Source organism: Pseudomonas sp. 51_B (assembly GCF_017491595.1).
Classification (GTDB): domain Bacteria; phylum Pseudomonadota; class Gammaproteobacteria; order Pseudomonadales; family Pseudomonadaceae; genus Aquipseudomonas; species Aquipseudomonas promysalinigenes.
Genome location: NZ_JAFGYW010000014.1, coordinates 105,248 through 118,685, shown reverse-complemented (window position 1 = coordinate 118,685; position 13,438 = coordinate 105,248). Strand labels below are relative to the sequence as shown.

At 63.0% G+C, this 13,438-nt stretch carries 10 protein-coding genes; 6 read left to right on the top strand and 4 right to left on the bottom strand.

Features of this window, described 5'->3' with window-relative positions:
• Positions 1-335 precede the first annotated feature (335 nt).
• From J5M56_RS16245 to J5M56_RS16235, 3 genes are all read left to right on the top strand, one after another.
• A complete protein-coding gene (locus tag J5M56_RS16245) occupies positions 336-1,019 on the top strand; it encodes a response regulator transcription factor (protein WP_060478603.1) in 684 nt (227 codons plus the stop codon).
• Positions 1,016-2,338 carry an ATP-binding protein gene (locus J5M56_RS16240; protein ID WP_186478591.1) on the top strand — a complete coding sequence of 441 codons (1,323 nt, stop codon included), beginning with the start codon at positions 1,016-1,018 and terminating at the stop codon, positions 2,336-2,338. Before J5M56_RS16245 ends, J5M56_RS16240 begins: the two co-directional genes overlap by 4 nt.
• A gap of 193 nt (positions 2,339-2,531) precedes the next feature.
• Positions 2,532-3,923 (top strand): aspartate aminotransferase family protein, encoded by a 1,392-nt coding sequence (locus J5M56_RS16235; RefSeq protein WP_186478590.1) that lies wholly within the window; start codon positions 2,532-2,534, stop codon positions 3,921-3,923.
• A gap of 47 nt (positions 3,924-3,970) precedes the next feature.
• Here J5M56_RS16235 and J5M56_RS16230 read toward each other — a convergent pair whose 3' ends face one another.
• Genes J5M56_RS16230 through J5M56_RS16220 form a run of 3 tightly spaced genes read right to left on the bottom strand, consistent with a single transcriptional unit; the run spans position 3,971 to position 8,512 of the window.
• Positions 3,971-5,386 (bottom strand): efflux transporter outer membrane subunit, encoded by a 1,416-nt coding sequence (locus J5M56_RS16230; protein WP_207937295.1) that lies wholly within the window; start codon positions 5,384-5,386, stop codon positions 3,971-3,973.
• A 3-nt stretch (positions 5,387-5,389) separates the two neighbouring features.
• On the bottom strand, positions 5,390-7,354 hold the full coding sequence (locus tag J5M56_RS16225; RefSeq protein WP_207937294.1) for a MacB family efflux pump subunit: 1,965 nt from the start codon (positions 7,352-7,354) through the stop codon (positions 5,390-5,392).
• Entirely contained in the window at positions 7,355-8,512 is a 1,158-nt protein-coding gene (locus J5M56_RS16220) for an efflux RND transporter periplasmic adaptor subunit (RefSeq protein WP_207937293.1), read from the bottom strand.
• Between the two features lie 204 nt (positions 8,513-8,716).
• On the opposite strand from J5M56_RS16220, the gene J5M56_RS16215 reads away from it, so the two are divergent.
• From J5M56_RS16215 to J5M56_RS16205, 3 genes are all read left to right on the top strand, one after another.
• Positions 8,717-9,193, top strand: coding sequence for a sigma-70 family RNA polymerase sigma factor (locus J5M56_RS16215; RefSeq protein ID WP_060478597.1), 477 nt, complete (start codon positions 8,717-8,719; stop codon positions 9,191-9,193).
• A gap of 170 nt (positions 9,194-9,363) precedes the next feature.
• On the top strand, positions 9,364-9,843 hold the full coding sequence (locus J5M56_RS16210) for a response regulator (RefSeq protein ID WP_060478596.1): 480 nt from the start codon (positions 9,364-9,366) through the stop codon (positions 9,841-9,843).
• A 69-nt stretch (positions 9,844-9,912) separates the two neighbouring features.
• The gene (locus tag J5M56_RS16205) at positions 9,913-11,238 is read left to right on the top strand and encodes an MFS transporter (RefSeq protein WP_186478586.1); all 1,326 of its coding nucleotides are present in this window, start codon (positions 9,913-9,915) and stop codon (positions 11,236-11,238) included.
• A 71-nt stretch (positions 11,239-11,309) separates the two neighbouring features.
• Here J5M56_RS16205 and J5M56_RS16200 read toward each other — a convergent pair whose 3' ends face one another.
• A complete protein-coding gene (locus J5M56_RS16200) occupies positions 11,310-12,992 on the bottom strand; it encodes an electron transfer flavoprotein-ubiquinone oxidoreductase (protein ID WP_186478585.1) in 1,683 nt (560 codons plus the stop codon).
• Positions 12,993-13,438: the final 446 nt, after the last annotated feature.

Below are 13,438 nucleotides of genomic sequence, written 5' to 3'. Positions count from 1 at the left end.
GCGCCTGTGAGATCGAGCGCCGCCCGCGCGGCGCATCGCGAGCTGCGCTCGCTCCTACGTTTGTTTCGGGCCAGTTGATCCTGTGGGATTTGCGCGCGGACGCTTTGGGGCCTGACGCGATATTGCGTTGCACCAACCAGGCGGTCGCGCGCGCCTGCCACAGGCGTTACTGGCCCGAAACAAACGTAGGAGCGAGCGCAGCTCGCGATGCGCCGCGCGGGCGGCGCTCGATCTCACAGGCGCTGCAAGGCTTTCGGCGAACACAAAAAGGTCCATAATCCCCCCTTAATCCCTTCATAGTGCAATGCCAGCTACACCACTGCGGGAGCTCCACCATGCACGTACTGCTATGTGAGGACGACGACCTGATCGCCAGCGGCATCTGCGCCGGCCTCACTGCCCAGGGCCTGACCGTCGATCGCGTGGCCAATGCCGCCAGCGCTCGGGCTTTGCTGCAGGCGGCGCAGTTCGATGTGATGATCCTCGACCTCGGCCTGCCGGACGAAGATGGCCTCAAATTGCTTCGCCGCCTGCGCCAGCAAGGTGTAGACCTACCCGTGCTGGTGCTTACCGCCCGAGATGCGGTCACCGACCGGGTCGATGGCCTGCAGGCCGGTGCCGACGACTACCTGCTCAAGCCCTTCGACCTGCGTGAGCTGGCTGCACGCCTGCATACCCTGTTGCGCCGGGTGGCGGGGCGGGCGGTCAATGTGATCGAGCATGGCCCGTTGCGTTACGACCCCAGCAGCTGCGAAGCGACCCTGGCAGGGCAGCCGGTCGACCTGTCCCGGCGCGAGCAGGCGCTGCTGCAGGCCCTGCTGCAAAATCCCGGCAGGGTGCTGTCCAGCGAACAGCTCAAGGACTGCGTGTACGGCTTCAGCGACGAGGTCGAGAGCAACGCGCTGAACGTGCACATCCACCACCTGCGGCGCAAGCTCGGCAACCGTATCGTCGAAACCGTACGCGGGCTGGGCTATCGCCTGGGGCCGGCGCAGGCACCACACGAGGCGGCGTCATGAGCCTGCGGGTACGCCTGAGCCTGATCCTCGGTAGCGCCTTCATCATCATTTGGGCGCTGGCGGCCGCCTGGATGCTGCGTGACCTGCGTCAGCAGATGATGTTCTCCCTCGACCAGCGCCTGGTGGCCTCGGCGCGCATGGTCGCCGGGCTGATCGAGCAGTTACCGCAACCACTGGCCGGCAAGGGTGAAGACGCACACTTTTCCGCCGACCAGTTGAGCGTACCCGACGGCATGGCCTGCCAAGTCAGTTCGTTGCGCGGTGAAATCCTCGCCAGCAACCACAAGCATGACGGCGCCATGGACGACCAGCACAGCGGTTTTCGCGATCAGACCATCGACGGCGCTTCCTGGCGTACCTTCACCTACAACCATGGTGACGTACGCATTACCACCGCAGACCGACACATGGAGCGCGAAGCGCTCAACCAGTCGATTCTGTTGGCGGCCTCCGCGCCAGTACTGATGGCCTTGCTCGGTAGCCTCGGGCTGCTGTGGATTGGCCTGGGCAAAGGCCTGGAGCCGCTCAATCGCATGCGCGATGCCCTGCGCCGCCGGCGCGCCGACAGTGTCGAGCCGCTGCAGGTGGCCGGTTTGCCCAGCGAGTTGCAACCCTTGCTCGACACCCAGAACCAGCTGTTCCTGCGCATTGCCCAGACCATCGAACGGGAACGCCGCCTGACCGACGATGCTGCACACGAACTGCGCAGCCCACTGACAGCGATCAAGACCCACCTGCAAGTGGCACGGATGACCGATGGTGCGGTGCGCGAGCAGGCTTTGGAGCACGCCGAACAGGGCGCTGACCGCATGCACCGCACCCTGGAGCAGCTCTTGATGCTGGCACGGGTGGAGGGCAGCTTGTCGTTCGAAGATGGCGTGCTGTGCAGCGCCGAACAGGTCGCCCGCCAGGCCATGCAGGATGCCGGCGGTGGCGACAACCGGCGGATCGCTCTACGCCTACCGGAAGAGGCCACGCGGATCTACCTGGGAATGCCCGCGCCGCTGGCCGTTGCAGCCCTGCGCAACTTGCTGGACAACGCGTTGCGCCACGGTGGCGAAACCGAGGTTGAGCTGGAAGTGCAGATGGCCGACGGGCAGGTGGGGTTCATGGTGCGTGACCACGGCCCTGGGATTGCCGACGCCGACCTTGCACATCTTACCGAGCGTTTCTGGCGAAATGGCCAGAGTGGCGGTTGTGGCCTGGGGCTGGCGATTGTCCAGGCGATCGTGCAGCGCTGCGCCGGGGACCTGAAGTTCGATAGCCGTGGCGACGGGCTGCGGGTTCTGCTGCAGGTCCCAGCGCGGACAGCGGGTTGAATCCACCCATTACCGCCCCGGTTTTTGGCAAACCGGCTTGTGCGGCGAGCGACGCTCCCGATTGCAAGCCGGTTCGCTGGCAAAAGCGCCGGTTCGACCCTGCGAAAATCCCGCAACAAACGCTAAATCCTCCCCGCACTCAAGCGTTTTTCTAGCGATAACTGCCCTTTCGCTTGCTTGCGAGGATTCACCCATGTCCACCGCTACCAGCCTTGCCCAGGTCCTGCCGGCAGGCGCACCTAACCCTCTGTATGAATTCAGCGACTCGCCGCTGCTGCAACGCCAGCAGCAGCAGGAGTCCAATGCCCGTAGTTATCCACGGCGCATCCCGCTGGCGCTCAAGCGCGCGCGCGGCATTTACGTCGAGGACGTCGAAGGCCGTCAATTCATCGATTGCCTGGCGGGGGCTGGCACCTTGGCCCTAGGCCACAACCATCCGGTAGTGGTTGAAGCGATTCAGCGAGTGCTGGCAGACGAGTTGCCATTGCACACCCTGGACCTGACCACGCCGGTCAAGGACCGCTTCGTTCAGGACCTTTTCGGCATACTGCCTGAGCCCTTGCGCCGCGAGGCCAAGGTGCAGTTCTGCGGGCCGACCGGCACCGACGCGGTGGAAGCGGCACTGAAACTGGTGCGCAGTGCCACCGGGCGCAGCACTGTGCTGGCGTTCCAGGGCGCTTACCACGGCATGAGTCAAGGCGCACTCAGCCTGATGGGCAGCCACGGCCCCAAGCAACCGCTAGGCGCGCTGCTGGGCAATGGCGTGCAGTTCATGCCATACCCCTACGATTTCCGCTGCCCCTTTGGGCTGGGGGGTGAAGCCGGGGTCAAAGCTAACCTGCATTACTTGGAAAACCTGCTGTCGGACCCGGAAAGCGGCGTGCCGCTACCGGCCGCGGTCATTCTCGAAGTGGTGCAGGGGGAGGGCGGAGTGATCCCTGCCGATATCGAGTGGCTCAAAGGCGTGCGACGTATCACTGAGCAGGCGGGCGTGGCGCTGATCGTCGACGAGATCCAAAGCGGTTTTGCCCGTACTGGGCGGATGTTCGCTTTCGAGCACGCCGGCATCGTGCCGGATGTGGTCACCCTGTCCAAGGCCATTGGTGGCAGCCTGCCGCTGGCAGTGGTGGTGTACCGTGACTGGCTTGACACCTGGAAGCCGGGTGCACACGCCGGCACTTTCCGCGGCAACCAGATGGCCATGGCCGCGGGTTCTGCAGTGATCGATTACCTGGTCGAGCATCGCCTGGCCGAACATGCCCAAGCCATGGGCCAGCGCTTGCGTGAACAGTTGCAGGGCCTGCAAAGCCGCTACCCACAGCTAGGCGATGTTCGCGGCCGAGGCTTGATGGTCGGTGTAGAGCTGGTCGACCCGTTGGGTCAGCCTGATGCCCAGGGCCATCGGCCTGCCAATCGGCTGTTGGCGCCCAAGCTTCAGCGAGAATGCCTCAAGCGTGGCTTGATCCTCGAATTGGGCGGGCGACATGGCGCCGTTGTGCGCTTTTTGCCACCGCTGATCATCAGCGCTCAGCAGGTGGACGAGGTGGTGCAGCGCTTTGCCCAGGCCCTGGCCGCGGCCGTGTGACCCAACAAGGGCCGCTTCGGCCCTTGCTTTTACCTAGCCTTGCCGTGTCAACCCTTACCCCCGGCCTCCAGCTGCCATCCGCCACCCAACGCCTTGTACAACGCCACGCTGCCTTGCAGCCGTGCCAGGCGCAAGGTTGCCTGCTGGTCTTGAGCCAGGTAAAGCGCGCGCTGTGTATCGAGTACGCTCAGCAGGGTTTCGGCACCCGCCGCGTAGCGCCGTTGCGCCAGCTCAAAGGCCAGACGCGCCTGCTCCAGCTCCTGATCCTGCCAGTGGCGCTGGCGCTCTATTCCCTCAATAGCATTCAAGGCTTTCTCGACATCGGCGAAACCCGCCAGGATGCTGCTTCGGTAGTTTGCCAGCAGCTCGTCCTGTTCGGCTTCGGCCAACTGCCGTGCCGCCCGTAGTCGGCCATTGTTGAAAATGGGCGCCACCAGGCCGGAGGTCAGGGTGTAGTAGGAACTGCCGAAAACATCGGCCAGGGTACGCGCGCCGGTTCCCAGGTTGGCGCCCAAGGTCACTTTGGGCAGCAAGGCAGCCCTGGCGACCTGCACGTTGGCGTTGGCAGCGGCTAGGCGCGCTTCGGCGGCCGCAATGTCTGGCCGGCGGGTGAGCAGTGAACTGGGTACGCCGCTACCGAGCTGCGGCCAGTTCACCGCGCCAAGCGCTTGGCTGGTAGTGGGCAGGGCCTGCACCGGTTCGCCCAGTAGCGTGGCCAGGGTCACGCGGTTGTCCTGCCACTGCTGTTCGAGCTTGGGCACTTGCCGCGCCTGGGCAGCCACCAGGCTGCGCTGCTGGGCCAGCTCCAGACGCGTCGCGGCGCCGGCACCCTGGCGTGTCTGTACCAAGCCCAGCACATCACGGGCATTTTCCAGGTTGAGGCGGGCAATGCGCAGTTGTTCCTGCAAGGCCAGGCCCTGCAGGTAGGTGCTGGCGACACTGCTGATCAAGGTCAACTCCACCGTCTGGCGATCGAAGCGGCTGGCATCAAGGCTGTGTAGCGCGCTTTGGCGGGCAGCGCGCAGGCCACCCCAGAAATCGAGCTCGTAACTGGCGACCAACTGCATGTCGAATGCCGTGCTGGTGGGCTGGTAGCGGCTGACATCGAGCTGATCATAGCCCTCGCCATGCAGCAGGCGCTGACGGCTGGCGTCCAATTCCAGCTGCAGCTGCGGCAGTAGCGGTGCACCGGCGATCATTGCGCGTGCCTGGGCCTGGCGCACGCGTGCGGTAGCGGCTGCAAGGTCGTGGGCGTTGTTGCGTGCGCGCTCGACCAGGCGATTGAGCTCGGCGCTGTCGAATGCGTGCCACCATTGGGCGCTGGGCAGAGGTGCAGAGGCCCGAGCATTGGGGCCTTGCCAGGCGGCGGGCGCAACGATACCGCTGGAGGGTGCGGGCGGCAGGCTACAGGCGGCGAGGCCCAGGCACAGGGACAGTAGGCTGATGCGGCTTGGCAGGGTCATGGTTTATTCGCTGGTGAGGGCTTTGACCGGGTCGAGTCGGGCGGCGTTGCGTGCCGGCATGAAGCCGAACAGGATGCCGGTGAGCACGGCGCAGGAAAATGCACCGAACATGGCCTGCAGGGTGAAGGCTACGGCAACCTTGCCCAGCATCAATGCGCCGCCAATCAGCAGCGCCAGGCCAATGCCGGCCACGCCGCCGACCATCGACAGCATCACCGCCTCGCTGAGGAACTGGCGCAGGATGTCGTACTGCCGTGCACCGGTTGCCATCCGGATGCCGATTTCCCGGGTGCGCTCGCGCACGGTCATGAGCATGATGTTCATCACACCTATGCCGCCGACCAGCAGTGAGATGGCGGCAATGGCCCCGAGCATCAGCGCCAGGCTGTTCTGGGTGCGCGCCTGGGCCTGGATCAGTGCCGCCGAGTTGGTCAGTTCAAAGTCGTGGCGGCCCTGATGTCGCTGGCGCAGCAGGCGGTCGACCGCTGCTTCGGTTTCATCCACCCGGGCGGCATCGGTGGCGGCGACGGTGATGTAATCGGGATCGCGCTGGCCAAACAAGCGGATAGCCGCTGCCGCGTAGGGCACCACGATCCGACCGTCGGCGTCTTGGTCCCCGGAGCTTGCGCCTTTGCCGGCCAGAACGCCGATGACCTGGAAGGGTACATTGCCGATCAGGATGTATTGACCGAGCGGGTCCCGGTCGGGGTCGAGCATCTTGTCCCGGACCTTTTGGCCGATTACCGCCACTGCCGCTCCACTGGCTTCATCAGCCTCGGTGAAAAACGCCCCCTCGACGGCCGGCCAGTTGAAGATCAGCGGGAATTGGTTGTTGTTGCCTCCCACGTAGAAACGCTGGCTGCGGTTGCCGTGGCGCACCATCACCTTCTCGCCTAACACTGGCATGATCTGCCTGACTTGCGGCAGTTGGCCGATGGCTGCAACGTCATCCAGGGTAATGGCCCCGGCAGGCTCGCCCAGTGCGGCGGGCTTGCCGTTGAGGTAAAGGATGTTCGAGCCGAAAGCGGCCATCTGCGCCATGACCTGACGTTTGCTGCCTTCACCGACGGCCAGCATGACCACTACCGAAGCCACTCCAATGATGATGCCGAGCAAGGTCAGAGCGGTGCGAAAGCGGTTGACCCACATCACCCGCCAGGCCGCCTGCAGAGCTTCGAGCAACTCGCCCTTCCAGGCTCCGGGCAAAGTGGCTCCTTGGGCCAGGCGCTGGCGCAGGTCATCGGCCTGCAGCGCTTGTGGGGTAGCGATGGTTGGCTGCTTGGCTGCGCTATCGCTGATCACCTGGCCGTCGCGTATCTCGATCACTCGTTGAGCCCGCGCTGCGACTTTGTGATCGTGGGTGATCAGGATGATCACGTGTCCTTGGCTGGCCAGTTCGTCGAGCAGCGCCATGACCTCGGCGCCGCTATGGCTGTCAAGGGCACCGGTGGGTTCGTCGGCAAGGATGATGTGGCCGCCGTTCATCAAGGCTCGGGCAATCGATACCCGTTGTTGCTGCCCGCCCGAAAGCTGATGCGGGCGGTTGCCGCTGCGGTTGGCCAGGCCTAGGCGGGCGAGCAGGGCTCTGGCGCGAGCATGGCGCTCAGGGGCGGGCGTACCCGCGTAAATGGCCGGCATTTCGACGTTTTCCTGGGCCGAACCAGACGCAATCAGGTGATAGCCTTGGAACACGAAGCCGAACGCCTCCCGGCGCAGCCAAGCCAGTTCGTCGTTGCTCAGTTCGGCCACGCCCTTGCCGGCGAAGCGATAATGACCCGATGTCGGTCGGTCCAGGCAGCCGAGAATGTTCATCAAGGTCGATTTGCCCGAGCCGGATGCGCCCACGATGGCAACGAACTCCCCAGGGTGAATACTCAGGCTGATGCCCCGTAGAACATCGACGCTAGGCGAGTCCTTGCCACCGTAGGATTTACGGATATCGACCAGCTCTATCAGAGGGGAGCTCATTCAGCCTCCGCTGGCGCCGGTGGCGCCCATCAGTAGCTGTTCACCCTCATTCAGCCCCTCTAGCACCTCAATGCGCAGGCGGTCGCTCAGGCCAGTGCGTACCTGACGCTGCACCACGTTGCCGTGGGGGTCGACGACCCGAGCCAGGTAACGCTCGCCATCGCCGTGCAGTGCCGCCAGGGGTACGGTCAACACCTGGCTGGCGTGACCGGAGACGAAAAATACCTGGGTAGTCATGTCGGCCATCAGCGCGCCGTCGGGGTTGTCGACATCCAGCAGTACGGTGTATTGCACCACCTGGCTGGCGGCATTAACTGGGCTGCCACTGCCCTGGCGGTTCTGCTCCAGGGGTTTTGGCGGCACCGGCAGGATTTGTCGCACCGTGCTGTTCCAGCGGCGTTTGCCACCGGACAGTGTGGTGAAGTAGGCAGTCATGCCCGGTTTGACCTTGCCGATATCGGCTTCGGAAACTTGAGCCCACACGGTCATCGGTGACAATTTGGCGATGCGCAGGATCAGTGGGGTCTGTTGTTGCGCATTGAGGGTCTGGCCTTCGCGGGCGTCGACGGCCACAACCGTGCCGTCCATTGGCGCGTAGATGCGGGTATAGCCCAATTCTGCCTCGTCGCTGCGCAGGCTCGCCTGGGCTTGGCGGATCTGCGCCAGGAACATGTCGATGCGCGCCTGGGTGACCTTGAGCTGGGCTGCTGCGGCCTGCACGTCCTCATCACGGGTCGCGCCGGCGGCGGCTAGATCGCGCTGGCGCTTGAGTTGCTGGTTGGCCAGCTCGAACTGTGCGCGCTGTTCGGCGAGCTGGGCCTTGAGGTTGTCGATCGAAAACCGCCCTGCATCCAGCCGCGCCTGCTGGGTGGAGGGGTCGATTTCGACCAGCAGCTGCCCTTTGCGTACCGAGTCTCCTGCCTCCACGTGCAAGGTGCGGATCTGCCCCGAGGCCTGGGCACCGACATCCACGTAGCGGCGCGGCTGCAAGGTGCCCAGGGCGGTGACGCTGCTTTCGATATCGGCCCGTGTGACCGGTACGGTGCCCTGGCGCTGCGCGCCGCTTGGCAGCGCCTGCCAGGCGAGCAGGCAGCCCAGGCCAATCAGGCCCATGGCTGCGAATGTGAACTGGCGACGGGGGGAGGTTGAGCGGCTCATGCGGGCTTCCAGCCAGGGGAGAGGTCGCGCGTAGCCAATTGCGGTGCGCACCGAAGTTTCAGATAAACGAAGGTTGGCGCTGCATATTTAGGTTGATCACGGCAGGGGAAGGCGTGTTGCTGAGAATAGTTATAATTTGTACTATCACGCTCCAGTATCACTCAGTCCCGCTCGTGGGTTGCAAGGACGATTTCAGGTGCTGTTGTGGAACATTATTATCGCGAACTGGTGAGCTTTCTTAGCGCGCGCCTTGGCAACCGACAGGCTGCGGAGGACGTTGCCCACGATGCCTATTTGCGTGTACTAGAGCGCAGCGGGGGCGGGCACATCACCCACCCGCGGGCGTTTCTATATCGCACCGCCCTCAACCTGGTGATCGACCGACACAGGCGCCATCAGGTACGCCAGGCCGAGTCCCTGGACGCCCTCGAGGCCGACGGGCATTTGTTTGCCGCAGAGCCGCCGCAGGATATGCAGCTCGATCAGCGCCTGACCCTGATGAAGAAGGCCCTGGATGAATTGAACAAGGTGTGCCGGGATTGCTTTTTATTGCGCAAGCTCGATGGCCTGTCGCATCAACAAATTGCAGAGCATCTGGGTATTTCCCGCAGCCTGGTGGAAAAGCACATCGTCAACGCCATGAGACACTGCCGGGTACGTATGCGCCAGTGGGAGTCCTGAGCGCGGTGTGCTGGAAAGTGAAAATTCTGTGTGATGGCCACTTGATTTCCCCCGGTTTCCCGACAACTATCTAGTTTGACCCCACTGGGCGCTGGCCTGGTGGTTGCCTGTTTTTGGCGCAGTTTGGTCAGGGAGCTGTCCCATAATCACCTGACGGCCCAGGTCCGACAATGACGAACAAGACCCTGCGCATTCTGATTGCCGACGAGCATCCCCAGCAGCGCTTGCAGCTGGAGAAGCTGCTCAATGGCCTGGGTTATTACCGTATCGCCCCGGTTGAATCGTTCGAGGAGTTGCAGCGCTTGGTGCAGTGCGCCTTGCTACCGTTCAATCTGTTGCTGGGCAACATCGAGCTGGCCAGCCATGCGGGCGTCGATCTGGCACGCTTCTGCCGCGTCAGTGCGCAGATCCAGCATGCCTTGCTGTACCACTCGCACCACTTGAAAGTACCCGTCGTGCCACAGACCGAGCGCCAGGCCGTCAGCGTCAGCCTGCCTCAAGTGCCGGATAATGAAGCGTTGCAGTCTTTCATGGCGATCATCGACAGCCCCGTACTGGTGGGCAAGATCGCCCTGCCATCGAGCCTTGCCCCCGGCGCTGTCCCTGAGCGCAGGCCTAGAAATTTCGGCCACACCGTTTTCAGCCGTTAGCCAAGTCGCTGGGGCCGTAGCGAGCGATTTGCTATCCTCCAGCCTTTTGCCGATCTGCGGACACCTGCCATGACTGCCATCGATACCGCTCGCCCGCCCCGGTTCAGCCGCGGCGATCACCGGACCTTGGGCCTGGCGGCACTGGGCGGTGCCTTGGAAATCTACGATTTCATCATCTTCGTGTTTTTCGCCCTGACCCTCAGCCAGCTATTTTTCCCGCCGCAAATGCCGGAGTGGCTGCGCCTTCTGCAAAGCTTCGGCATTTTTGTGACCGGTTACCTGGCACGCCCTTTGGGCGGCATCCTGATGGCCCATTTTGCCGACCACCTGGGGCGCAAGCGGGTGTTCAGCCTGAGCATCCTCATGATGGCCTTGCCGTGCCTGCTGATCGGGGTGATGCCGACCTATGCCGACATCGGCTATGCGGCCCCCCTGATTCTGTTGGCGCTGCGCATTCTGCAAGGCGCGGCGGTGGGCGGTGAAGTGCCCAGCGCCTGGACCTTCGTCGCCGAACATGCGCCCGACGGGCGTCGTGGTTATGCGCTTGGTTTTCTACAAGCGGGGCTGACCTTCGGCTACTTGTTGGGAGCATTGACCGCGACATTGCTTGCACAGGTGTTCAGCCCACAGGAAATTCTCGACTACGCCTGGCGCTACCCGTTCCTGCTGGGTGGGGTATTCGGTGTGATCGGCGTGTGGCTGCGCCGCTGGCTTAGCGAAACGCCGGTATTTTTGGCATTGCGCGAGCGTCAGGAGCAGCCGGTGCAGTTCCCCTTGAGGCAGGTGCTGAGCGAGCATCGCTCGGCGTTGATTCCGGCAGCGCTGCTCACCTGTGTTTTGACCTCTGCCGTGGTGGTGCTGGTGGTGATCACGCCGACAGTAATGCAACAGCGTTTTGGCATGACGGCAGGGCATACCTTCGCCTTGAGCAGCGTGGGCATCGTCTTCCTCAACCTTGGCTGCGTGCTGGCCGGGTTGCTGGTCGACCGACTCGGTGCCTGGCGCGCCCTGATGATCTACAGCCTGCTGCTGCCGCTGGGTATCGGTGCGTTGTACGCAAGCCTGGTAGGGCAGTGGGGCGTGACGTGGCTGGCCTATGCCTTGGCTGGGCTGGCATGTGGCGTAGTGGGGGTGGTGCCCTCGGTGATGGTCGGGCTGTTCCCGGCGCAGATCCGGGTTTCGGGAATTTCGTTCACATACAACGTGGCTTATGCACTGTGGGCCAGTACCACGCCACTGGCGTTGATTGCGCTAATGCCCTGGAGCCCTTGGGTGTGTGTAGGCTTTTGTCTGATGATGGGCACGGTGGGGCTGCTGACAGCCGTGTATTTCGGGCGTCGTGAGCCTCTGGCGTTCGCTGTGGAGGCTGCACCGGTTGCATGCGCTGAAAAATAGCAGCCATCTGATGCAAAAAAGCCCCCGGCTCTGATGACCCGGGGGCTTTTCGCTACGCGAGGGCGGCAGCCTTACATGTTGGGGTAGTTCGGCCCGCCAGCGCCTTCAGGGGTAACCCAGGTGATGTTCTGGGCTGGGTCCTTGATGTCGCAGGTTTTGCAATGTACGCAGTTCTGCGCGTTGATCTGGAAGCGCTTGCTGCCATCTTCCTGGGTGACTACTTCGTACACACCCGCTGGGCAGTAACGCTGAGCCGGCTCGTCGTACAGCGGCAGGTTGCTGGCGATCGGCACGTTCGGGTCAGTCAGCTTGAGGTGGCAGGGTTGTTCCTCTTCATGGTTGGTGCTGGAGAGGAATACCGAGCTGAGCTTGTCGAAGCTGAGCTTGCCGTCCGGTTTTGGGTAGTCGATCTTCTTCGACTCGGCGGCGAGCTTGAGGCAGGCATAGTCGGGCTTGGTGTCGTGCAGGGTGAAGGGCAGCTTGCCGCCGAACCAGTTCTGGTCGACATAGTTGAATGCACCACCGAACAGTGGCCCGAACTTGTGCAGGGCCGGGCCAAAATTGCGGCTGGCGAACAGTTCTTCGTGCAGCCAGCTGGCCTTGAACGCCTCGACGTATGTGTTCAGGATGTCGCCACCCTCGCTGCCCGCGATCAGTGCGTCGGCCACGGCGTCGGCGGCGAGCATGCCGGATTTCATTGCGGTGTGGCTGCCCTTGATTTTGGAGAAGTTCAGGGTGCCCAGGTCGCATCCAATCAGTGCGCCACCTTCGAATACCATTTTCGGCAGCGAGTTCAGGCCTCCCTTGCAGATGGCGCGGGCGCCATAGCTGATGCGCTTGCCGCCTTCGAGATACTGCTTGATTACCGGGTGGTGCTTCAGGCGCTGGAATTCGTCGAACGGCGACAGGTAAGGATTGGCGTAGGACAGGTCGACGATCAGGCCGACAACCACCTGGTTGTTTTCCAGGTGGTAGAGGAACGAGCCGCCTGTGTTGTCGGCGCTCACCACGTCAAGCGGCCAGCCGGCGGTGTGCACCACCAGGCCCTGCTCGTGCTTGGCCGGGTCGATCTCCCAGATTTCCTTCAGACCAATGCCATAGTGCTGCACATCGGACTCGCTATCGAGATTGAAACGCTTGATCAGTTGCTTGCCGATGTGGCCACGGCAGCCTTCGGCGAACAGGGTGTACTTGCCACGCAGCTCCATGCCGGGGGTGTACATGCCGTCCTTTGGGTTGCCCTCACGGTCCACGCCCATGTCACCGGTGACGATGCCGCGCACCACGCCGTTTTCATCGAACAGGGCTTCCTGTGCGGCGAAGCCTGGGTAGACTTCCACGCCCAGGTTTTCGGCCTGCTGGGCCAGCCAGCGGCACAGATTGCCCAGAGAGATGATGTAGTTGCCCTGGTTGTGCATGGTCTTTGGCACGAACAGGTCTGGCACTTTGGTTGCGCTGTCGCCATCCTTGAGCACGTAGATGTCATCGCGCTTGACCTCGGTATTGAGCGGCGCACCGAGCGCTTTCCAGTCAGGGAATAGCTCGTTCAGGGCGCGCGGCTCGAAGACCGCCCCGGAGAGGATGTGAGCACCGACTTCGGAGCCTTTTTCCACCACGCAGACGCTGATCTCGCTACCGGCTTCGGCGGCCTTCTGCTTCAGGCGGCAGGCGGCTGACAGGCCCGCGGGGCCTGCCCCGACGATGACCACGTCGAATTCCATGTATTCGCGTTCCACAGGTTCTCTCCTACTCATCAAGGCTCGTGCTGTTGCTTTGTCTTATGGGTGCTTGCGTGCCGCGGCGCTTCAAGGGCGCGAAACTGTAGCTACGCATTGGACGGACTACACCGTTTTGTCTTGGCGCGCATTATATCTACACCACTTGGCGGGTCCAATACAAACGTTTGTTTGAATTTGCCGCAGCCCAGTAAAATCACAGGAACGCGGCTGGAAGGTGACCGATTTGCCGTATTGACCGGATTGGGTGTTACGGTCAAGATACGAGCGGTTTTACGTTCGCCGTAGGCTTGCAGCCGGGCGCAGGTACACCTCTAAAGACCAGGTGTGGAGCAGGGTTGTCGGGTCGCAAAGCAACTTGTAGTGAAGTCTACACGCCACGACACGAAATGACCCGTGGGTATTTGCCGCAACGGTCGCGACAAGACTGTTCGGTCACCATGAGCTTTGCCCCGGTACGTTTT

Coding starts and splice junctions, on each gene's coding strand:
- J5M56_RS16210 (WP_060478596.1), top strand. CDS start 9,364: ATGACGAACAAGACCCTGCGCATTCTGATTGCCGACGAGCATCCCCAG.
- J5M56_RS16200 (WP_186478585.1), bottom strand. CDS start 12,992: ATGAGTAGGAGAGAACCTGTGGAACGCGAATACATGGAATTCGACGTG.
- J5M56_RS16240 (WP_186478591.1), top strand. CDS start 1,016: ATGAGCCTGCGGGTACGCCTGAGCCTGATCCTCGGTAGCGCCTTCATC.
- J5M56_RS16245 (WP_060478603.1), top strand. CDS start 336: ATGCACGTACTGCTATGTGAGGACGACGACCTGATCGCCAGCGGCATC.
- J5M56_RS16205 (WP_186478586.1), top strand. CDS start 9,913: ATGACTGCCATCGATACCGCTCGCCCGCCCCGGTTCAGCCGCGGCGAT.
- J5M56_RS16220 (WP_207937293.1), bottom strand. CDS start 8,512: ATGAGCCGCTCAACCTCCCCCCGTCGCCAGTTCACATTCGCAGCCATG.
- J5M56_RS16230 (WP_207937295.1), bottom strand. CDS start 5,386: ATGACCCTGCCAAGCCGCATCAGCCTACTGTCCCTGTGCCTGGGCCTC.
- J5M56_RS16235 (WP_186478590.1), top strand. CDS start 2,532: ATGTCCACCGCTACCAGCCTTGCCCAGGTCCTGCCGGCAGGCGCACCT.
- J5M56_RS16225 (WP_207937294.1), bottom strand. CDS start 7,354: ATGAGCTCCCCTCTGATAGAGCTGGTCGATATCCGTAAATCCTACGGT.